Source organism: Agarivorans sp. 2_MG-2023 (genome assembly GCF_030548085.1).
Taxonomy (GTDB): Bacteria; Pseudomonadota; Gammaproteobacteria; order Enterobacterales; family Celerinatantimonadaceae; genus Agarivorans.
This window is the reverse complement of the sequence record NZ_JAUORQ010000003.1, coordinates 81,166-100,497: the sequence shown is the minus strand read 5'-3', so window position 1 is coordinate 100,497 and position 19,332 is coordinate 81,166. Positions and strand designations below refer to the sequence as shown.

The 19,332-nt window shown below is 44.0% G+C and carries 22 protein-coding genes; 17 read left to right on the top strand and 5 right to left on the bottom strand.

Annotated elements, in window-relative coordinates; genetic code table 11:
* The first annotated feature begins 21 nt into the window (after nucleotides 1-21).
* Both Q4549_RS05510 and Q4549_RS05505 read left to right on the top strand, forming a co-directional pair.
* Entirely contained in the window at nucleotides 22-603 is a 582-nt protein-coding gene (locus Q4549_RS05510; protein WP_303511035.1) for a hypothetical protein, read from the top strand.
* Entirely contained in the window at nucleotides 600-2,099 is a 1,500-nt protein-coding gene (locus Q4549_RS05505; protein WP_303549943.1) for a methyl-accepting chemotaxis protein, read from the top strand. Before Q4549_RS05510 ends, Q4549_RS05505 begins: the two co-directional genes overlap by 4 nt.
* 45 nt (nucleotides 2,100-2,144) lie before the next feature.
* Here Q4549_RS05505 and Q4549_RS05500 read toward each other — a convergent pair whose 3' ends face one another.
* Nucleotides 2,145-2,630 carry a hypothetical protein gene (locus tag Q4549_RS05500; protein ID WP_303549941.1) on the bottom strand — a complete coding sequence of 162 codons (486 nt, stop codon included), beginning with the start codon at nucleotides 2,628-2,630 and terminating at the stop codon, nucleotides 2,145-2,147.
* 269 nt (nucleotides 2,631-2,899) lie between these two features.
* On the opposite strand from Q4549_RS05500, the gene Q4549_RS05495 reads away from it, so the two are divergent.
* Nucleotides 2,900-3,307, top strand: a complete 408-nt coding sequence (locus Q4549_RS05495) for a GFA family protein (protein ID WP_303549939.1) — start codon at nucleotides 2,900-2,902, stop codon at nucleotides 3,305-3,307.
* Nucleotides 3,308-3,326: 19 nt separating this feature from the next.
* On the opposite strand, the gene Q4549_RS05490 is transcribed toward Q4549_RS05495, so the two are convergent.
* Nucleotides 3,327-4,214, bottom strand: coding sequence for a LysR family transcriptional regulator (locus tag Q4549_RS05490; protein ID WP_303511045.1), 888 nt, complete (start codon nucleotides 4,212-4,214; stop codon nucleotides 3,327-3,329).
* 101 nt (nucleotides 4,215-4,315) lie between these two features.
* Here Q4549_RS05490 and Q4549_RS05485 point away from each other — a divergent pair, with 101 nt between their 5' ends.
* From Q4549_RS05485 to Q4549_RS05470, 4 genes are all read left to right on the top strand, one after another.
* Entirely contained in the window at nucleotides 4,316-5,686 is a 1,371-nt protein-coding gene (locus Q4549_RS05485; RefSeq protein WP_303549937.1) for an MATE family efflux transporter, read from the top strand.
* A 97-nt stretch (nucleotides 5,687-5,783) separates the two neighbouring features.
* Nucleotides 5,784-6,029, top strand: coding sequence for a peptidase (locus Q4549_RS05480; RefSeq protein WP_137671691.1), 246 nt, complete (start codon nucleotides 5,784-5,786; stop codon nucleotides 6,027-6,029).
* Nucleotides 6,030-6,101: 72 nt separating this feature from the next.
* Entirely contained in the window at nucleotides 6,102-6,419 is a 318-nt protein-coding gene (locus Q4549_RS05475; RefSeq protein WP_303549935.1) for a hypothetical protein, read from the top strand.
* Nucleotides 6,420-6,558: 139 nt separating this feature from the next.
* Entirely contained in the window at nucleotides 6,559-6,729 is a 171-nt protein-coding gene (locus tag Q4549_RS05470) for a hypothetical protein (protein ID WP_303549933.1), read from the top strand.
* Here the strand turns inward: Q4549_RS05470 and Q4549_RS05465 are convergent.
* On the bottom strand, nucleotides 6,726-7,607 hold the full coding sequence (locus Q4549_RS05465; RefSeq protein WP_303549932.1) for a LysR family transcriptional regulator: 882 nt from the start codon (nucleotides 7,605-7,607) through the stop codon (nucleotides 6,726-6,728). The genes Q4549_RS05470 and Q4549_RS05465 overlap by 4 nt on opposite strands.
* 108 nt (nucleotides 7,608-7,715) lie before the next feature.
* Between Q4549_RS05465 and Q4549_RS05460 the strand changes: the two genes are divergently transcribed.
* The 6 genes from Q4549_RS05460 (at nucleotide 7,716) to Q4549_RS05435 (ending at nucleotide 13,961) form a co-directional block, all read left to right on the top strand.
* A complete protein-coding gene (locus Q4549_RS05460; protein ID WP_303549930.1) occupies nucleotides 7,716-8,090 on the top strand; it encodes a nuclear transport factor 2 family protein in 375 nt (124 codons plus the stop codon).
* A 12-nt stretch (nucleotides 8,091-8,102) separates the two neighbouring features.
* Nucleotides 8,103-8,975: a VOC family protein gene (locus tag Q4549_RS05455; RefSeq protein WP_303549929.1), complete on the top strand. Its 873-nt coding sequence runs from the start codon at nucleotides 8,103-8,105 to the stop codon at nucleotides 8,973-8,975.
* An 83-nt stretch (nucleotides 8,976-9,058) separates the two neighbouring features.
* The gene (locus Q4549_RS05450; protein WP_303549927.1) at nucleotides 9,059-9,562 is read left to right on the top strand and encodes a TetR/AcrR family transcriptional regulator; all 504 of its coding nucleotides are present in this window, start codon (nucleotides 9,059-9,061) and stop codon (nucleotides 9,560-9,562) included.
* A gap of 2 nt (nucleotides 9,563-9,564) precedes the next feature.
* Complete coding sequence (locus Q4549_RS05445) at nucleotides 9,565-10,608, top strand: alcohol dehydrogenase family protein (RefSeq protein ID WP_303549924.1); 1,044 nt, start codon at nucleotides 9,565-9,567, stop codon at nucleotides 10,606-10,608.
* 534 nt (nucleotides 10,609-11,142) lie between these two features.
* Nucleotides 11,143-12,630: an L-fucose/L-arabinose isomerase family protein gene (locus tag Q4549_RS05440; RefSeq protein ID WP_303549922.1), complete on the top strand. Its 1,488-nt coding sequence runs from the start codon at nucleotides 11,143-11,145 to the stop codon at nucleotides 12,628-12,630.
* 161 nt (nucleotides 12,631-12,791) lie between these two features.
* Nucleotides 12,792-13,961, top strand: a complete 1,170-nt coding sequence (locus Q4549_RS05435; RefSeq protein ID WP_303549920.1) for a PQQ-dependent sugar dehydrogenase — start codon at nucleotides 12,792-12,794, stop codon at nucleotides 13,959-13,961.
* Between the two features lie 9 nt (nucleotides 13,962-13,970).
* Here Q4549_RS05435 and Q4549_RS05430 read toward each other — a convergent pair whose 3' ends face one another.
* Together Q4549_RS05430 and Q4549_RS05425 are read right to left on the bottom strand one after the other, a co-directional pair.
* Nucleotides 13,971-14,924: a hypothetical protein gene (locus Q4549_RS05430; RefSeq protein ID WP_303549918.1), complete on the bottom strand. Its 954-nt coding sequence runs from the start codon at nucleotides 14,922-14,924 to the stop codon at nucleotides 13,971-13,973.
* Between the two features lie 80 nt (nucleotides 14,925-15,004).
* A complete protein-coding gene (locus Q4549_RS05425) occupies nucleotides 15,005-15,589 on the bottom strand; it encodes a TetR/AcrR family transcriptional regulator (RefSeq protein ID WP_303549916.1) in 585 nt (194 codons plus the stop codon).
* Between the two features lie 284 nt (nucleotides 15,590-15,873).
* Between Q4549_RS05425 and Q4549_RS05420 the strand changes: the two genes are divergently transcribed.
* From Q4549_RS05420 to Q4549_RS05405, 4 genes are all read left to right on the top strand, one after another.
* Nucleotides 15,874-16,485: a glutathione S-transferase family protein gene (locus Q4549_RS05420; RefSeq protein WP_303549914.1), complete on the top strand. Its 612-nt coding sequence runs from the start codon at nucleotides 15,874-15,876 to the stop codon at nucleotides 16,483-16,485.
* A gap of 35 nt (nucleotides 16,486-16,520) precedes the next feature.
* Nucleotides 16,521-16,988 carry a nuclear transport factor 2 family protein gene (locus Q4549_RS05415; RefSeq protein ID WP_303550575.1) on the top strand — a complete coding sequence of 156 codons (468 nt, stop codon included), beginning with the start codon at nucleotides 16,521-16,523 and terminating at the stop codon, nucleotides 16,986-16,988.
* Between the two features lie 40 nt (nucleotides 16,989-17,028).
* Nucleotides 17,029-17,976 carry a pyridoxamine 5'-phosphate oxidase family protein gene (locus tag Q4549_RS05410; RefSeq protein WP_303549913.1) on the top strand — a complete coding sequence of 316 codons (948 nt, stop codon included), beginning with the start codon at nucleotides 17,029-17,031 and terminating at the stop codon, nucleotides 17,974-17,976.
* Between the two features lie 751 nt (nucleotides 17,977-18,727).
* Entirely contained in the window at nucleotides 18,728-19,210 is a 483-nt protein-coding gene (locus tag Q4549_RS05405; protein ID WP_137671669.1) for a hypothetical protein, read from the top strand.
* The last annotated feature ends 122 nt before the right edge of the window (nucleotides 19,211-19,332 follow it).

The window sequence follows — 19,332 nt, the reverse complement described above, 5'->3', positions numbered from 1 at the left end:
TAGGGCAACTATGCTCAATACATGAAAAGCTTTCTCTTTAGATTACGCGCGGGCTTATTGCTTACTTGCCCTATCGCGATTGCCTTCGCATTTCCCTTTGTTATGCCGCTGATTCACTCTAGCGAGTTTTATGGTCATGGCAGTAATGCCGCGGCCTACAATATTCAACTGAACAATGGTGAGGCTTTAAGTGACTATCAAGGGCGCTTCACTTATTTGTTTTTGGGCTTTCAGGGCTGCAGCCAAGCTTGTCCTCGGCAACTTCTCAACTTAGCCGCACTGGCTAACTCAAATCAGCTCAAGCAGGCACAGTTTCTTTACGTAGACCTCGTAGCAGGTTCGGCGTCCAATGTCGTGGCCGAGCATGCTTTAAACAATGTGCTGTTTCGTCAGGTGGCTAATTTTCAGCAGGCCATAGAAGTGTCTCAGCAATTTCCTGGGTATGTTGCAAGCAACTTCGATGCTCAAATTGTCGATCATTCGGCTTATCTGTATTTGCTCGATCCTCGTGGTGAGGTAAGCCTAGTTTATACCCAAGTGAATCTTGAAATAGACAAAGTAATACAGGATTTCAAACAATTACAACAAGGTGAAATACTATGAACGCAAACCCTGCGCAATTAGCAGATAAGCAAGTGCTGTATATTTTATTGGCTCACCTTCCGGTGGTGGGACTATTAGTGCCGATTGGTTTTGCCAGCCATAGTTTTGCCTTAACGATGTCGATGCTGATATCGATTATTGCGTTACTTAATTATGCGTATTTGCGCGGCAGTCGAGTGTCTTCATGCATTAACGCGATGCTGTTAATGGTGTATTCCATGGTGATGATTCAAGCCCAGCTTGGCCGATTGGAGATGCATTTTCATATTTTTGCCGCCCTTGCATTTGTGCTTATTTATAAAGATTGGTTACCGGTAATTGCTGCCGCGGGCATTATTGCCGTGCACCATCTCGTTTTTACTTATATGCAGTTGAGTGGCGTAACAGTGGCAGATGTTCCACTGATGATATATGCCACAGGCTGCTCTTGGGGAACCGCTATTGAGCATGCGGCCTTTGTGGTATTTGAAAGCGGGGTATTGGTATTTTACGCGATTAATATGGCCAAAGATGCCAAGGTGTCCAATTCAATCATTGTGGCGGTAGATAAGCTGGCCGCCAACAAAGATTTAACGGCGACTATCGACAGTAACAAAGAGCACCCCACGGTCATCGCTTTTAATACCTTAATTAGCGAATTCAACGCCTTATTTAGCGACTTAAAACAATCGATTGTGGACATTAATGGTTTGGTGAGTGGGCTAAATCAACAAAGTACTGAGACTAAAAACGTTGTATTACAGCAAATGGAGCAGAGTGATTCGGTTGCCAGTGCATCGGTAGAATTATCTCAAGCTGCACGAAATGTTTCTGATAACGCAGAGCATGCCGCAGGCGCTGCTGAATCGGTAGAGACACAGATTAAGTCTGGTTCGCAGCAAGTGGGCGAGTCGGTGGAGGCCACTCAAACCCTGAATAAACTGCTGAGTGAGTCTGAGGTATATACCAGACAGCTGAACGATAATGTTCAAGGGATTAATGCGGTGATTGAGGTGATTAAAGCCATCTCAGAGCAAACTAACTTATTGGCCTTAAACGCTGCCATTGAAGCCGCTCGAGCCGGAGAATTAGGCAGGGGCTTTGCCGTAGTGGCCGATGAAGTGCGGGCGCTGGCTGCACGCACGCAAAAGTCTACTGGAGAGGTGAATCAAATAATCGACACGCTACAAACGAATGCTTCACAAGTGGTTGATTCAATGCAAAAAGGTTTAGTGTATTCCGACGAATCCAAAGCCAAGATAGAAACAGGTGGCAGTACGTTATCGTTAATTAATCGAAGCGTGAGTGACATGCGCGATGTGAACGCACAAATTGCTAGCAGTACTTCAGAGCAAACTGACGCATGTGATCAAATTGAACGAAGCATTAATGAGATTAGAGATAAGAATGAAACGCTGATGGGGCAAAGCCAGTTGTTAGCCGAAACGGCCAGCACAGTTGCTAATACTCTGGCATCGTTAGAGCAGCGTGTTGCTGTGTATCAAACTCAGCTGTAATTCATGGTAAACGGCAAAGGTATAGGCCTTTGCCGTTTATTATCGCTACTTAGTTAACGGAATTAACTGCGCTTGCTGCTGTTCAGGGATACTGTTTAGCATGGCAATAGTGAGAGATTCTTTGTTTTCTTTTTCGCTTTCGGTTAGCTCGGCAATGGCATTTTCTGGCAACTTGTACATGGCACCTGTTGCTGGATCTACGATTAACATGCCGATTAAGCCGCCAAACAAAATGTTACCAAAATACCAACCGTCTACACTGCTTTTAAGCTCGATAATTTGTTCTTCATAACCTTCTTTATTAAATACTAGTTGGTAGGTTTCGCCTTTAAAAAAACCAGCAGAAGCATTTAAGGTAAGGGTTTTTGGTGTTTGTCCATTCTGAACTGTTACTCCGGCTCTGTTTTTAATAGAGAAGCTGGCTTGGCTGGGAGTAGAATCAATAGCGACTAAATACTTACTGTCACTAACGATACTTGAGCAGCCTGACGCTAATAGAATAGAAAGGGCTATAACACTTTTCTTAAGCATGGATATTTTTCGTCCTTGATGTTTATAGGTAAAACTTAGCAACACTAATCAAGCTAAATAGAGAGCACTTAGCCGCTGCTACGTTTGGGTATATAGTGGTAAATTGGTTTAACGATTTATCTTTCGGTTGGCCAATTTGATGTTAGGGTGAGGATTTTAGTTTTTTTATACTATAAATCTATGTAAGTTTACGCTGTATCGTGTAAATGTGAGCTAAGCCACTGTTAATGTCTGTGACATTAAGTTGATGTAAACAAAAGGGAAAAACTATGTATCAAGGAAGTTGTTTGTGTGGGGCTATTCAAGTTGAAATATCGGGAGGTATCAATTCAATTATTCATTGCCATTGTTCTTTATGTAGGAAAAACAGTGGCACTGCATTTGCTACCAATGGTTTTGTGGCGACCAAAGGATTCAAAGTGTTAAAAGGGGTTGAAGATTTTGGTCACTATCAAACCTCTCCGGGGAAGGTGAGGCATTTTTGCAAAGTATGCGCATCACCTATTTATAGTTCTAACCAAGCGGATCCTAGTCGCTTAAGAATACGCTTAGGCATGCTTGATTCGGCGATAGTTGAGCGACCAATATCACACAACTTTGTTAGCTCTAAAGCTAATTGGGAAGACTTAGATGCAGACCTCATTCGTAACGATGCGTACGAGGACTCGCGCTCTTAAGTAAGATGAGAAGTAGCGACTAATTAGCGCCATCGTCGAGCAGTTTAAGTAATTCGTTCACCAACCAAGTAGTGAGTTTACTGTCTGGGCTATCGCAGCGTTTTACTATGCCAATTTCAAACTTCATATTTGCTAATAATGAATCACAATGCACCACTTGAATGGCATCTTTTATCCAATCATTTTGTGCAATATGCTTGGGTACAAAGGCCCAGCCTTGGTTTTTGGCCACCAACTCACTAATTAAATAGTAGCTGTCGATATACCAATGGCTGGGGCTAATAGGAACAGAACTACCCAGACCAGCACGGTTACACTGCACTAACTGCCGATACTGTTGTAGGTCCTGATAACGCAGTGACTCTAGTTCGACTAAAGGGTGCTGTTTACCCACAATTAGCGCTAATTCAAAATAACCTAACGAGCCAAACATCACGTTGTCTGGCAAGGCTTTTTGACTCAGCATTAAGCCAATATCTAGCTGTCTATTTTCTATCGCCGCCGAGATGTCGTCTTGGGTACCGTTGGTTACCGTTAGCTGTAGGTAAGGAAACTGCTCGCCTAAACGCATAAACATCGAATGAATAGCTTCAATAGGAATCGCTTCATCAATGGCAATTTTTAAGGCGATTGGCTCTTTATTGGCGGCGGTTAAAGCGCGCGACTGTAACCGATGACATTGTTCTAATACCTGTTGAGCCTCAGGCAGCATTTGTTGACCAAGCGCGGTAAGAACCGGCAGCTTGGCGCTGCGATCGTAAAGCTCGAAACCTAAATCGGCTTCTAAATTAGCAATAGCGCTGCTAATTCGTGACTGTGCTTTACCTAGTTTGCGAGCAGCCGCCGAAAATGAACCTAATTGTGCTGCACTTACAAAGGCTTGTAGCTGATCAATGCTCCAATTCATACTAACTCACTTTACTTATCTATCCGATATTCGGATAGAAACTAACTCTTATGTATCTTTAAATCAACTATAATGCTCGGTCTTAACCTTGAGTGAGTGGCATGCAACAGTCTATTTCTATCCCTAACGAGCAATCGGTAAGTGCCAACTTTTGGCGCTTTGCTATTCCGTCTGTAGTGGCGATGTTAGTGAGTGGCTTGTATCAAGTTATCGACGGTATTTTTGTAGGGCATTATGTGGGCGCGCAAGGGCTTGCAGGCATTAATATGTCTATTCCCGTTATGGCGCTAGTTACTGGTGTGGGCCTAATGATTGGCATGGGCGGCGGTAGTATGTTGTCAATGCATCGAGGAGAGAACAACTACCGAGCCTGCCAGAATAGTTTAGCCTCAGCCTTGCTGCTGGTGGTGCTATTGGGGTTGCTGATAAGCATAGTGCTGCAGTTTGGTGACTCTCGCTTAATTGCTCTGCAAGGCGCAGAGGGTGAAGCGCAAAACATGGCGCAGCAATATTTGGGCATTATGTCGGCCGGGGCGTTAGTGTCTATCGCAGCCAGTGCTTTGCCATTGCTGGTTCGAAATGACGACAAACCCAATTTGGCCACCTTGTTTATTGTGCTGGGCGCCTTACTAAACATTGCGTTGGATTACTTGTTTCTCGCGCATTTTTCTATGGGCTTACGCGGCGCAGCTATCGCAACCTTAATCGCCCAGTCGGTCACTAGCTTATGTTGCGTGCATTACTTTTTTTCGGCTCAGGCTAATACGCCATTAAAAGGCAGCCGTTTTGAATGGGCTAGTGCATCACGCATGTTACAGCTGGGGTCTTCTAGCTTAATGATGTTTGTGTATTTTGGTTTTGTGATGGCCTTGCACAATAAATTGTTTATGAGCTATGCCTCGGCTACCCATGTAGCGGCTTTTGCCATAGTGGGTTACCTAGGCAGTGTGTATTACTTCTTTGCCGAAGGCGTCGCCAGTGGTTTGCAGCCGCCAGTAAGTTATTACTTAGGCGCTAAACAAATCAATAAGATTGCTCAAACTGTTACCTTAGCGTTTTCGGTGACTGTGGGCTCTGGTATTGCCATTGTGGTGCTTCTTAATCTCTTTCCTGAATGGTTTATTGCGGTCTTTTCTAGTGGCGATGAAGCCTTAATGCAAGCCAGTAAAGCCGGAGTGCGTTTGCACTTAGCGGGCATATTTTTAGATGGTTTTTTGTTTATCAGCGCTGTTTACTTTATGGCAGTGGGTGAGGCGAAAAAAGCGCTATTTGTATCGGCGGGAAACATGCTAGTACAGCTCCCATTTCTATGGCTATTACCACAATTGATGGGCGTAGCAGGCATTTGGATTTCGGTGCCTTTGTCTAATTTAGTGCTTAGCGCAGTGGTATTGCCGATGTTGTATTTTAATCTCCGCGATCTCCAACAAAGGGCTGAGCCAGCGCCGAATTTGGTCTGTTTAAACTCATAAACCACAAGCGCTTAGGTCAAAGCGCTTGGACAGTAAGCGCTTTAAACACCCAACAAACACAGAATTAACGTTTTAATTTAAAAAGGAACAGCAGTAAATGACAGGGAAAAGTCTTGCCAAATATGAACAAGAATTGAAATGGTTGGCGCTTGCTTTAGGTATTGTAAGTACCGTGGCCGCTGTGCAAGATTGGTATCCACTCACTATTTTTGTCAGTTTACCATTTTGTTTGATTTGGATTTATTGCGCGTGGTTGCATAGTGAACGTCAGCTTAAATACATTAACATCATCTTCTCTATTGTTTATGTCTACGGCATTGTGCGTTATTTTTTAGTGGGCTAACTCGCATCCTGCAGGCTACTGGTGTAGCGTAGGCAAATCTTTTGAATTGTATGCGCTACCCGCTGAGTAAATATGGATATTAAACAGTACATTGATTATTTCGACGACATTTCAGACTTAGCGCGCGAGCAGCAATTTACTTTGCTGGAGCAAGCTGTAGAGAGCATTAACGCTCGCTTTTCGTTTCCGATTTTTATGGTAATTCGCTACTTGGTGCGTATTGGGTTTATCGCCGTATTATGCGGTGGAACATATCTTTTGTTTGGCTATTCAACGTGGTTATTGCTTGTGTCTATTGTTGTAGCCTTGCTAGGTGCTAGGCTGCTTATAACTGAAATTACCGATTCACTTATCGCTAAAGCCCTTAAAAACATAGTCAGCAAGAATTAGTATCTTAATGCTGCTATTCCTTACTTATATCACCGTTACTAGCTAGCACGTATTGTTGATTATTCTGATTTATATCAAATGCTTAATCTGATTGTTCTAGTAGTCTTTTGAGACTTTTGTCACCTCAAGGAATAGAGCAATGAGCAAGTGTGGGCAATGTCGCCAATTTACCCGAACCCCCGACAACCAAAAAGATCTGTGTGGCGCATGGGAACAACCTACCTTAGCCACGCGAACCGCTTGCGATTTCTTTATGCCGAAAAAAACACATCGTCATCCAAGGGCATCTGCGAGTGAAACCAGCACTTAATCTGGGGATGCTTGCGTTGTTTTAGACAGCTGTTGTTCAATACTGTTTAAGCATACTTTTACGCTCAGTGGCAGTTGATTACTGTAGGGGTGTAGGGCATATACAGAGTTACTGTTAAGTTGGTACTCGGGGAATACTTCTACCAACTGCTTGCTTGCCATCGCCTCATGAAAATCGGGCACTAAGCCAATACCTGCACCGTCTTTAATTAGCGATAAGCAGCTATGAAAAGAGTTACTTATGCAGCGCGCTGTTGCTTTGAACTCAAAAGGTTTAGCGTGTTTAGCGCTGAATTGGTGAGAAATATGTTTGCCTTGCCAAGCATTGGCAATATAGCTGGCATTCTGAATGGTTCGCCCATTCATATAGCGGTGATGCGCGCACAGCACATCTCTAAACTGGCCTATGCGCCGTTGTTTTAGGCTACTTTCTTTGGACGGCCCTACTCGAATGGCCAGGTCGATATCTTTAGCAAATAGATCCAAATGCAGATCACTTGCCACTAACTCTGGCTCTAGTAAAGGATGCGCCTTTAATAGCGCTGCAATTGCCGGTGTTACTAAGCTTTCCATGAGTGCATTAGGTGCGGTAATGGTTATTTTTCCGCTAGGTTCTTCAAGGCTTTGCTGGGCATCTAACCAAGCGCTTTCGGCCACGTGATTAAGCTGTTTACAGTTTTGATAAAAAGCTTGGCCAGCTGCGGTTAAAGTTTGGCGGCGAGTTGTGCGTTTTAGCAAGCTAACGCCAAGGTCTAGTTCAAGTGCCTTTAGGTGTTGGCTAATCACCGACTTAGATAAATCTAAGCTCTCTGCAGCAGCGGTAATCGACCCAGCTTCTACAATGTGCGCAAATACCGACATCTGCCGCAAACGGTTCATTTTATTGTTCACTTAAATTAAACAGTGTTTGTGAATATAGCTGTTTTTCTGAGTGAGTTGTAGGGCTAATCTTGTTCGTGTATTTCACATAGAGAGCAAGGAATTATCATGTCAGACAATCACATTCTAAAAGCGTGTCAATTAGGTATTACCGCATGGCAAACTGCATTTAACCAACAAGACGCTGCGGGTTGTGCTGCGCAATACAATGAAAATAGCGTAATGACAGCGCGCCCTTTTGGTGTATTTGAAGGTCGCGAAGCGATTCAAGCCTTTTGGCAAAATCTGATTGAGCAAGGCTTTGCTCAAGTGGAGTATAGCGATGTTAAATGGGAAGCTTACGGTGATAATGGCTACACTTTAAGCTCAAGTTGGACCATGAATAAAGCCTTTGGCGTTGTTCACCGCGAACATTGGGTGGTAGAAGCTGATGGAGTGGCGCGAATGATTAGTGACGAATTTGAAGTACAAGGCGAACGTTAAGCGAGCATAAGAATGTTAATCAGCAATCACCGTTTATTGATTAAAGACCCGCAAGCATCCTTGGATTTTTATCAAAACGTCTTAGGCATGACACTGGTACATCAAACTGAAACTGAGCAGTCTCAGCATTACTTTTTGAGTTTTGCTGAACCACAGCAAGCCAGCCTAGAGCTAGTGAATATGCCTGATGCTGATTTTAGCGTGGCGGCACAACCTAATGCTGAAGAAGGCTATTGGAAGTTTTCGATTGCGGTGCCTTCCTTAGAAGCGACACATGCGGGTTTAGTTAAACGAGGTGTGGCGGCTGGTGATTGCTTTAACATTGCTGGCTTAGCCTACCTTTGTCACTTTAACGATCCCAATGGTTATAGTATTGAACTGGTGCAGCAGCGTTTGTTCGAACATTCGCCGCCATTGTCTGAGGAACTGTTAGCCGCTACAACAATTCAGCCAGTGGCAAAAGGCGCGACATTTAACCTCTCTACCTTGCGAGTAAAAGACGCTAATCACAGCCTCGCTTTTTATCAATCTTTAGGCATGGAGTTAGTGTATCGCTATCGTTCTGATGCGCGAGCAATGACGTTATACTTCTTAGTGTTTAAAGATGACGAGGCTTATCAACAACTCAAGCAGAGTCCCAATATTGCCGAAGCGCTTTGGCAATATCCCGCTACGGTACTGGAGTTACAGCAGTTTGATGGTACCGAGCTTAACTCAAACTTTGCATATCAAGTAGGCCCACAAACAGGCTTTTTAGGCTTAGATATATATCGGGGCTTAAGTCATTCAAGCATAGGGCAACAGCGCTTCCAGCTTGATGCCAAGCAAGTCCCCGTTGAGACCTTAATCGACCCTGACGGATATGTGATTCGCTGCTTTGATTAAACGCTCAACACTTGGCAGTTGACCAAAGTAGAATGTTCATTCTACAATGTGAGTAGAATAAACGCTCTACCTTGATGAATGTGATGATTGAACAACAAATTGCTGCCAATTTAGAAAATGCTTTTAGTGAACTCGGTTTTACCGAGCCTAGCGTGGCTACTTTGCAAAAAGCCTCTGGGGTGAGCTTGCGAACCCTATACCGTTATTTTCCCTCTAAAGAATCGATGGTCATTGCTGCCTTGGAACATCGTCACGAGCGCTATCTTGAGTTGCTAGCGGCCGAGCCCACGAAGCAGGCGGTGTTTGCTGCATTTGAACAGCTAGAGCTTTGGATGGTACACGAAGCACCTACTGGCTGTATGTCGATGAGTGCGCTAGCCGCTTACCCTGAAAATCCCCAAATAAACGCTGCTGTTAAGCAACATAAACAGGCCTTATTGGCCCTCTTTGTGCGCTTCTGCGCTAGTGAACAACTAGGCTTACAGGTGTTTTTGCTGCATGAAGGTGTCAGCTCTGCGTGGCCAACGATTGGCGATGACTGTATTCAATCCGCTCAACTTACTTTGCAATTACTATTAGGCGAATAACCATGACAACGCTCCCTAACACCATGTGTGCGGTGCAAATGACCGGACACGGCGATACCGACAAATTAAGCTACCGTTGCGACGTGGCATTACCGGCAATTGGCCCAAGAGATGTGCTGATTAAAGTCGCTGCAGCCGGAGTAAACAATACCGATATTAATACCCGTATTGGCTGGTACTCTAAAAGTGACAATGCTGAAGATGCCAGTTGGTCTAGCCAAGCCCTGCAATTTCCACGGATCCAAGGTGCTGACGTATGTGGCTACATTGCGGCGGTAGGCGAGCAGGTAGATGCAAGCAGAGTAGGCGAACGGGTGCTAATAGAACCTTGCTTAACCGAAGTAAACGGTACTCACCCAGAGCAAGCCTGGTACTTTGGCTCGGAGTGTGACGGCGGCTTTGCCGAATACACCAAAGTAGCCGCTTGTCATGCCTACAAAATTAACAGCAAATATAGCAATGCCGAACTAGCGTCGTTCCCATGTTCATACTCTACAGCAGAAAACCTGCTTACCCGCGCGAAGGTAAAACAAGGTGACAAAGTGCTGATTACTGGCGCGTCTGGTGGAGTAGGTTCAGCGGCCATTCAGCTGGCTAAAGCGCGTGGTGCTTATGTACTTGCCCTAACGAGCCAAGACAAACAACAGATGATTGAAGAGCTTGGGGTTGACGAAGTGGTGTTACGGAGTGAAAGGCTCAAAGATGTAATGGCCGCGAACAGCGTTGATGTAGTGATTGATTTGGTGGCTGGTGGTTTGTTCCCGCAATTGCTTGATGTATTAAGGCCTAAAGGCCGTTATGCCGTATCTGGCGCTATTGGCGGTGCGATGGTCGAGCTTGATGTGCGTACCTTATACCTTAAAGACTTAAGCTTTTTTGGTTGTACGGTAATTGAACCAGAGGTATTTGCTAATTTGGTGGCGCATATTGAGAACGAAGACATTGCTCCTTTGGTTGCACATACTTACCCCTTGAAAGAAATAGTACAGGCGCAAAGCACTTTCTTAGAGAAGAAATTCCTAGGTAAGATTGTGCTGACGATGTAGTGAGCTAAGGCCTTACACATTTTTGCTCGTCTAGTAAGCGAAGCGCTAAATCTAAAAGCCCCGAAGGATATTTGCTTCGGGGCTTTTTTGTTTTAGAGAGTGCTAATTTGCTTTATAGACTCAGGCGTAAGATGGGAAAAGGCTTACCCATGTCATCAAGTGGGGGACGGGATACAAGCTTAAAACCCATGCTTTGTGCCCTTGCAGAGTTGGCAATAAATAGCATTTCTATTTTTCCATCATGAGCGTCAGTTAATCCAATATTAGTATAGAACTGTCTGAGTGTGGCACTTATCGGGTTTGGGTATGTCAGACCTTTTCAGGTGATTATTTGCTGCAATTGGCGTTAACAAATTTGTTGCGGGTATGTCGTAAACCACTTTTCTTACTAACGCTTTTTAATATGGGTATTTCGTTATTTCACAAGCGAGGCCTTTGTTGATCCGCATCAATTCATTTACTGCTCTGTGCTAACGCACACTAAAGGTATTAAAAAACCAAGGTCAAAAGACCCAAGCACCCGTGGAGCGAGTGATGATAAATATCCCACAAGTAAAATTAGGTATTGTTGCGGTAAGCCGTGACTGTTTCCCTCTTTCATTGTCAGAGCAGCGCCGCAAAGCGGTGGCTGCAGCCTGTATGGAAAAAGACATTGAAGTGGTCGAGTTACAAACCATTATCGAAAATGAAAATGATGTAGTGAAGGCGCTAGCCGAAGCTGAGCAAGCTGGCATTAACTCTTTGGCTATTTACTTAGGTAACTTTGGACCAGAAGGCCCATTAAGCATTATGGCGCAGCGTTTTGCAGGGCCAACGATGTTTGTGGCAGCAGCGGAAGAAGCGACCGCAGGCCTTAAAGATGCGCGTGGCGATGCTTATTGTGGGGTGCTTAACGCCTCTTACAGTGCGGGTTTACGCAACTTAGCTGTGCATATTCCAGAGTACCCAGTAGGCACGCCAACGGAAGTTGCCAGCATGATTGGTGATTTTGTGCCGGTAGCTCGCACCATTCTTGGTTTGCAAGGCTTGAAGATTTTCTCTTTTGGTCCACGCCCACAAGACTTTGTTGCCTGTAACGCACCGATTAAAGCACTGTTTGACCTTGGTGTAGAGATCATGGAAAACAGTGAGCTCGACCTGTTAGATATTTACCAAGCGGCGGAAGACCATGCTGATATTCCAAAGATTGTTGCTGAGATGGAAGCTGAACTGGGTGATAACAACCCATATCCAGATTTATTACCAAAATTGGCACAATATGAAGCAGCTTTATTAGATTTTCACGCGGCTAACATGGGCGCTTCTACCTTTGGTGTATTTGCTAACAAATGCTGGCCATCGTTTGAGAAGTTCTTTGGTTTTGTGCCGTGTTACGTTAATGCGCGTTTAGCCCAGCGCGGGATCCCAGTTGCTTGTGAAGTCGACATCTATGGCGCGCTGTCTGAGTACATGATTACCTGTGCAACCAATCACCCTGCAACCTTGTTAGACATTAACAATACTGTGCCGCAAGACATGGTAGACGCTAACCAACAAGTAATGGCTAACTACACCGCTAAAGATTTATTCATGGGCTTTCATTGTGGCAACACCGCGCCAAGCTGCATGAAGAACTCGCAGCTACGCTTCCAAAAAATTATGCATAGCTTAATGGAGCCGGGTAAAGAACCAGACATTACACGCGGTACCTTAGAAGGGCAGATTAAACCAGGCGAAGTGACCTTGTTCCGTTTGCAATCTACCGCCGATACCAAGCTGCGCGCCTACGTTGCTCAAGGTGATATTCTTGATATCGACCCGCAATCATTTGGTGCTATTGCCGCCTTTGGTATTCCAGAAATGCAGCGCTTTTACCGCCATGTATTAGTAGAGAAACGCTACCCGCACCATGCTGGTATTGCCTTTGGTCACGTGGCTAAAACCCTTTATCAAGTGCTTAACTTGTTGGGCGTAACGGATATTGATTACAACCAGCCAGCCCAAGAGCGCTACCCAAATGAAATACCAAGTGTGTTTTTGTAAACCGATTTAATGATTAGCCTTGTGTATGAAAGCCGACCTAGCGTCGGCCTTTTTATTTATAAATCCTGCAAATATTCACCTTATGAACAATCTTCTGTTTAAAGTGAGCAATCTTGCATATAGTTGTTTTTGTGTGCAGATTAAGCGCCAGGAGACAAACCATGAATAAGCTAATTACTCGTCACCTAAACGGTGTAGTGCTGATATTGTTGGCGCTGGTAAGTGTTTACTCTCATCAAACAAGTGCTGAGCAAACACTACATAGCAGCCAAGATTATAGTTTGCAGGTAGACAAGCTGACTCAGCTTCCCGGCGTGCCTTGGGGCATGGATTGGCTAAACTCGACCACTTTAATTGTTACCCTACGCCGTGGAGAGTTGCTCAGTGTTGATCTAAACAAAGCCAAGCTTGGCCAACAAGCTTGGCAAAATATTGATGGTTTACCGGCTATTTGGGCGCAAGGGCAAGGTGGTTTACTGGATGTGGCAAAAGGCCCAGACGGCTATTTCTATTTTACCTACAGCAAACCGCAAAATGGCAGTGGTGTGACCACCTTAGCTAAAGCAACAATACAACAAGATGATTCAGGGCAAGTTCGCTTAAGCGCTTGGCAAGACCTATTCATTAGTGACTCAGCCAGCTCAACCAATCGCCACTATGGCAGCCGAATCGCCTTTGATACCCAGCAACATGTTTACTTCTCGATTGGTGACCGTGGCGTTAGAGATAACGGTCAAAACACCCTTAATCATGCCGCTACCATTGTTCGGCTTAAGTTAGACGGCAGTATTCCCAGTGATAACCCCTTTGTTGCTAATAGCCAAGTAGACGATGCTATTTACAGCTTTGGCCATCGCAATCCTCAAGGTCTAGCATTTGATCAAATAGGGCAGCGTTTGTGGGCCATAGAGCATGGTCCGCGTGGTGGCGATGAGCTTAATTTGATACAAGCGGGGGCTAATTATGGTTGGCCAATTACCTCCCACGGGAAAGAATATTGGAGCCCGCTTAAAGTGGGGGATGCAGAGGAACAAGAAGGAATAAATTCACCGTTAAAAGTGTATGTTCCCTCTATTGCGCCGGGTTCACTTATTCACTATTCAGGTAATGCTTTTCCTGCTTGGCAGGGTGATTTGTTCAGTGGGGCCTTAAAGCTACAACACCTTAACCGAATTATCATGGACGAAAACGGCATGCCAGCGGGTGAAGAGCGATTGCTTGAGGAACTCAATGAGCGAGTTCGCGCACTGCTTAGCGATAGCCACGGGAATCTCTATTTTAGTGCCGACAGCGGAAATTTGTACAAGGTGAGCCCATTGGCGGTGCCTTAAAACTGCTTTTCAACATAGAGCCCTTGTGTGGTCTAAGCCATAATATCGACAGATATCTTGGCTACTAGCAGAGCCTTGCCATGCAGTGCTAATCAACAGAGCATTGAACGTTAGCCTAGCGGGTTCGACCGAATCTAATAGATCTTCAGTGGCCTGAGTTATCAACGCAAAATTTTGAGGGTTAATCGGCGGAATACGAGAATAGCTAGATTGCTTGTTGTGTGAGTAGTAGTGGCCAAATATACGTAAAAATGAAGAAAGCTGTTGGAATAAGGTGCGTTTTAAGTTTTCTAAACTTGAATCTTGGAAGAACAGTGGAGCGCTAACAATGTGAGAGATTTTGTCTATAAATTCACCGCAAAACTGCTTAGTTATGTGGGCATTTTCGGTAATGAATAAGCTTGCCTGTTCTGTGTGATTTCGGTTACCACTTAAAGCATCAATTAGTTGGCTTATACAACGTTCATCATTTTCCGATAGCTGGGAATGAGCGGTTTGTTCTGAGCCAACAAATGATGGATAAAACTGTTTAAGTAGCTGTTGATTCTGAGTAAGCTTATTTAGAATTTCTTGCCAAAAAACAATGCTAATTTGTAAGGTTGGGCTAGATAGATATTCAATATACTGTTGTATATGCGTGTCTCTATCATTGCTTACCGCAAACACATAATGACGATACTTTTGCTGGTCATCTTCGGGCCAAAAGCAACCTTGCTTAAACTTGCTTAGCTCATTATCTATAACCTGCTTCGTAATTATATTGCTTAGCAATTTGCACTGAATTGCTGTTTTAGTCTCTGTGCAAATAATATCTACACCATCTTGCTTTTGCCCATTACGCCCATAACGTTGAAACTTGGGAATAATTGCCGCTTGTGAATTGTTATAAGCAGCAGTAACTAAGTCTTCAAATTCATCGTCACTTCGAGGAAGGGGGTACTGACCTGATTGTGAAGTTGGCATAACTCACCAAAGTTAATGTTTTTAAAAAGGTAATATAACAATTAGGCGGATATTGATTATTGATCCTGGTAAAGCAAGCACTAAGCTGCTTGGACGTGAGAATCTAACAATACTTCTGCCACTACTTTAGCCTGCTTGGCTGAATCAAAATCGTTAGTGGTGTGAGCGCCTACTATCGCGCCATCTGCCAGTATTGCCAGTTGTTTTGCAGTGGCTAGTCTATCTGCCAAAGCTAATTCAGTCAGCTGTTGTTCAATTAACTTAATCACTAAAACTTTGTGCTCAGTACACGCTAGATGCACAGGATGATCGAAGTCATGATACTCCGCCGAAGCGTTAATAAACATACAGCCAAAAAATGTATCAGAGTTTATCCAATGAGACAGCGCATCGAAAAAAGCCATAATGTTGGCTAACTCTGGCTCACATTGCTGAGTGGGAGCTAAACGTTCAATGTTGTTTTCCAGTAGCGTAAGCAGTTGCTGATCGCGACGGTTCAAGCAAGCCACAATCAATGCTTCTTTAGAGGCGAAGTGGTTATAAAGGGTCTTTTTGGCCACACCCGATTCAGCCAAAATGGTATCAATGCCCGTCGCTTTAAAACCATGCTGGTAAAACAAACTCTGTGCGGTGTCGATCAGTACATCGCGTTTACTGCTAGCCATAATCATTCCTAAACCTTATCGCTTAAGTATACCGCTCTGTCTACCTATTGCGCAAACCTCTGCTTCGCAAAATATTCATATTTTAATTTAACCCATTAAAACATTGGCTTGGCGGCAATTATCTTTTTTCAAATCTGAGTAGATGAAATATTTTTGTTGACATAGACAAGTCTGTCTCCTAACTTGGAAAGCAAGTAGACAGACTTGTATACTTTAGTGGGCAGCCAAGCAAACTGAGTAGACAAGCTGATAACGGACATCAACATACGATTAAGGACACCACCATGTTAAAGCTCTATGATTTTGAACTCTCTGGCCATGCTCACCGTGCGCGTTTAATGCTGGCTTTACTCAAACTGCCCTATGAAAAAGTTACCGTGAATTTGGCGCAGGGCGAGCACAAGCAAGATGATTACCGAGCGATTAATCCTTTTACTCAAGTACCAGTATTAGATGATGATGGCCTAGTGATCCGCGATTCCATTGCCATCATTACTCACTTAGCAAATCGCTATGCCCCAGAGTGGAATCCGCAAACCGTGAACGAACAGGCAGAGATTCAACAGTGGTTAGCCTTGGCGGCTCGTACCTTGGCGGAAGGCCCTGCTCGTGCTCGATTGATTACAGTATTTGGCGCCCAGTTTGACCAAGCCGCAGTAATAGCAGCAAGCCATCAAACATTAGAGATTGTTAATCAGCTACTTAACGGTAAGCAATGGATGGCGGCGAATAAACCTACCATTGCCGATATAGCGTGTTATTCCTACATTGCCCATGCGCCGGAAGGCAAAGTAGCGCTAGATGCCTACCCCAACATCTTGGCTTGGTTAAGTAATGTAGAAGCCTTAGATGGTTTTGAAGGCATGCAAAAAACGCCATTACAGCCTGCTGTTTAAAAGACATTCTCAAACACCTAAGGACTTATATGACTATCGAGCAACGTTTGCCATTACCGCCGTTTAACCCGATTACTGCTGCGCAAAAAGTACGTATGGCCGAAGACGGTTGGAATGGGCGTAACCCAGAGAAAGTGTCGCTGGCTTATACCAAAAACAGCCAATGGCGCAATCGCGACCAGTTTGTAAATGGGCGAGAGCAAATTCAAGCCTTTCTGGCGGCTAAGTGGGAAAGAGAGCATGAGTACCGCTTAATTAAAGAGTTGTGGGCCTACACCGACAATCGCATTGCGGTGCGTTTTGCTTATGAGTGGCGAGATGAAGCAGGGCAGTGGTATCGCGCCTATGGCAACGAGAACTGGCAGTTTGATAAAAATGGCTTAATGGAGTTGCGTTTTGCCAGCATTAACGATTTAGCCATTAACGAAGACGAGCGCTTGTTTCATTGGCCACAAGGGTCGAGACCGAACGACCACCCAAGCTTAAGTGAGCTGGGCTTGTAGGCGTTGGATTAAGTTAATGTGAAACCAAAAGGGCGGCAACATGGGTGTTTTTCATCAAGGCGAATTAGCGGTACAAGCAAGGGTTGGCGTAAAAGAACATATTGGGCCGATTGGCGAGAAGTTTATTCGTGACTTTATGCCCGATCAGCATCGCGAGTTTTTTTCGCAGCAAGCTTTGTTGTATGCAGGTTTACTCGACAACGAGGGACACCCCTGGGCGTCGCCTATATTGGGTGAGCAAGGGTTTATTAGCTCGCCCAATGCCCAAACCTTGTCTATAGAAGCCAGAGCATTAATCGAGTATTCGGGGCTAACAAGCCTGAGTACTGGCGACAGCTTGGCTTTACTGGGTTTAGAACTCAATACCCGCAGGCGTAACCGAGCGAACGGGCTGATTAGCTATGCTAGCGACCAGATGCTGCGTTTTGAAATAGAGCAAAGCTTTGGCAATTGCCCCAAGTATATTCAAAAACGTGAATTACAGCTTGATGCTTTTGCAGGGCAACAAGCGCCCAAAGTCACTGATTTCAAAAAACTAGCATCAAACGACGTAGTATTGAAGCAACATCTAGAGCAGTGCGATACCTTTTTTATCGCCTCGCACGCAGCAACAAAAGGGCAAGCAGAAAGCGGAGGTGTTGATGTATCTCACCGAGGCGGAAAGCCAGGGTTTGTAGCCATGCTCAAGCCAACAAATAGCTCCAAGCAAAGGCTTATCTTTCCAGATTTCTCTGGTAACAACTTCTTCAATACCTTGGGCAATATAGTTGCCGATTCTCGAGTGGGGTTGTATATCCCGGATTTTGAAACTGGCTGTGGATTTTGGATAAAAGGTCATGCGGAAATACTGTGGGGCGAAACAGAGGAGTTTAACTATGCAGGCGCACAGCGTTATGTGCAGGTAAATATAGAGCAATGCTTGCGCTTAGATATTGCCACCTTAGTGCAGAGTTCTGATGTGGAGTATTCTCCCGCGCTAGACTTTTGATGGAACAAAAATAAGCCCTTTTTCAACTCTGTTTGTTTTCACATTTCTTGTCCACAAGGTCTGGCATTCTTTTGTGCTGATGTTTTTGTTATTTTTCGAGCTAGGTGGCTAATGTAGTTTAGGAAAGGTGATAATCTGGGGTTTATCAAATGTATGATAAGAGGGAAATTTCCTTGTTTAAACAAGGCAATTTCCCTCTTAATAAGTTGTTAGGTTTACGAATGTCAGAGTCAGAATCACTATTATCAAAAATTAGGAATTCATGCTTGTGTGAATCTAACTCTGTGATAAAAGAGTTGGATAATGGGGCGGTTATAAGAATTGGAAGTGGCGTAGCCAAAGCTAGAAAAGAACAACTGTATAAAACATACGAAATAAGGCTTAAATTTATAAGTGAGAGGAAGGGCCTACATGCACAGCGGATCAGCAATAGTATTTCTGAGTTTGTGGAAATTTAATACTGGAAGACCCTGAATATCTTCAAACAGCTAGAGTGAAAGTTAATCCATACGGCTCATATTTAGTTTGGTTTATACCAAATACATTTAAAATAATAGGTTGCATGTTTACAATATCGCAGAGCGAAGTCAGTGATGGAAAACTAGAAGATTTATGGGATGGTAAGATAACCTAAAAAAAATATGCACTGGCACAATTAAATATTGGCCCATTTTTTGCTAATGTCAAAGACCGCAAAGCAGTCCAACATTCAATTTTCTGTGATATAGGCGTTGATGCTTAGGTATTCCCAATGAACCGCGAGTTTATAGAAACAAACGTTGTCAATTTAAACTCCGAAATGTTCGAGAGTACATTTCTAAATGATTGGAGTTATATATTAATAGATCCTGATTTCTTCTTTGGTGGTGAGCTTGCTGATATTGGAATAGATATATTACGAGATTTAGAAAATGCTAGCAAAGATAGTCTATTGTTTTTCTATTTGACGATGTTTTCAGATATTGAATATCCACCGCCTAACTGGGAAGAATTCTATACAACTTTTAGTATCAATGAATCAGATAAATCTCAATGGCAAATGGCTTTTTCTGGTATGTATTTTACTTCAAGTTCATTGAAGTGGTGTGGGGTATATGTAGATACTTTGGGACAAGAATGTGTTGTTTTTGGATCTGATAATCAATTCCTCGAACAACTTAAAAATAATATTCCAGTGTCCGCAGTTTTAGACGCTGAATACATTATGGATATTCAGCGACGCAGGGGCATATAACAATTTAACAATAAAATCCTCAAATTAGGGCGTTGCGAAAGCCGAAGTTAACAAGGCTACTGGGCCAGCGTACTTGGGAACTCGCCAAATTCATCCCCTGTCGGGGCATTGCCAAGGTAACA

Coding starts and splice junctions, on each gene's coding strand:
- Q4549_RS05510 (WP_303511035.1), top strand. CDS start 22: ATGAAAAGCTTTCTCTTTAGATTACGCGCGGGCTTATTGCTTACTTGC.
- Q4549_RS05505 (WP_303549943.1), top strand. CDS start 600: ATGAACGCAAACCCTGCGCAATTAGCAGATAAGCAAGTGCTGTATATT.
- Q4549_RS05500 (WP_303549941.1), bottom strand. CDS start 2,630: ATGCTTAAGAAAAGTGTTATAGCCCTTTCTATTCTATTAGCGTCAGGC.
- Q4549_RS05495 (WP_303549939.1), top strand. CDS start 2,900: ATGTATCAAGGAAGTTGTTTGTGTGGGGCTATTCAAGTTGAAATATCG.
- Q4549_RS05490 (WP_303511045.1), bottom strand. CDS start 4,214: ATGAATTGGAGCATTGATCAGCTACAAGCCTTTGTAAGTGCAGCACAA.
- Q4549_RS05485 (WP_303549937.1), top strand. CDS start 4,316: ATGCAACAGTCTATTTCTATCCCTAACGAGCAATCGGTAAGTGCCAAC.
- Q4549_RS05480 (WP_137671691.1), top strand. CDS start 5,784: ATGACAGGGAAAAGTCTTGCCAAATATGAACAAGAATTGAAATGGTTG.
- Q4549_RS05475 (WP_303549935.1), top strand. CDS start 6,102: ATGGATATTAAACAGTACATTGATTATTTCGACGACATTTCAGACTTA.
- Q4549_RS05470 (WP_303549933.1), top strand. CDS start 6,559: ATGAGCAAGTGTGGGCAATGTCGCCAATTTACCCGAACCCCCGACAAC.
- Q4549_RS05465 (WP_303549932.1), bottom strand. CDS start 7,607: ATGAACCGTTTGCGGCAGATGTCGGTATTTGCGCACATTGTAGAAGCT.
- Q4549_RS05460 (WP_303549930.1), top strand. CDS start 7,716: ATGTCAGACAATCACATTCTAAAAGCGTGTCAATTAGGTATTACCGCA.
- Q4549_RS05455 (WP_303549929.1), top strand. CDS start 8,103: ATGTTAATCAGCAATCACCGTTTATTGATTAAAGACCCGCAAGCATCC.
- Q4549_RS05450 (WP_303549927.1), top strand. CDS start 9,059: ATGATTGAACAACAAATTGCTGCCAATTTAGAAAATGCTTTTAGTGAA.
- Q4549_RS05445 (WP_303549924.1), top strand. CDS start 9,565: ATGACAACGCTCCCTAACACCATGTGTGCGGTGCAAATGACCGGACAC.
- Q4549_RS05440 (WP_303549922.1), top strand. CDS start 11,143: ATGATAAATATCCCACAAGTAAAATTAGGTATTGTTGCGGTAAGCCGT.
- Q4549_RS05435 (WP_303549920.1), top strand. CDS start 12,792: ATGAATAAGCTAATTACTCGTCACCTAAACGGTGTAGTGCTGATATTG.
- Q4549_RS05430 (WP_303549918.1), bottom strand. CDS start 14,924: ATGCCAACTTCACAATCAGGTCAGTACCCCCTTCCTCGAAGTGACGAT.
- Q4549_RS05425 (WP_303549916.1), bottom strand. CDS start 15,589: ATGGCTAGCAGTAAACGCGATGTACTGATCGACACCGCACAGAGTTTG.
- Q4549_RS05420 (WP_303549914.1), top strand. CDS start 15,874: ATGTTAAAGCTCTATGATTTTGAACTCTCTGGCCATGCTCACCGTGCG.
- Q4549_RS05410 (WP_303549913.1), top strand. CDS start 17,029: ATGGGTGTTTTTCATCAAGGCGAATTAGCGGTACAAGCAAGGGTTGGC.
- Q4549_RS05405 (WP_137671669.1), top strand. CDS start 18,728: ATGAACCGCGAGTTTATAGAAACAAACGTTGTCAATTTAAACTCCGAA.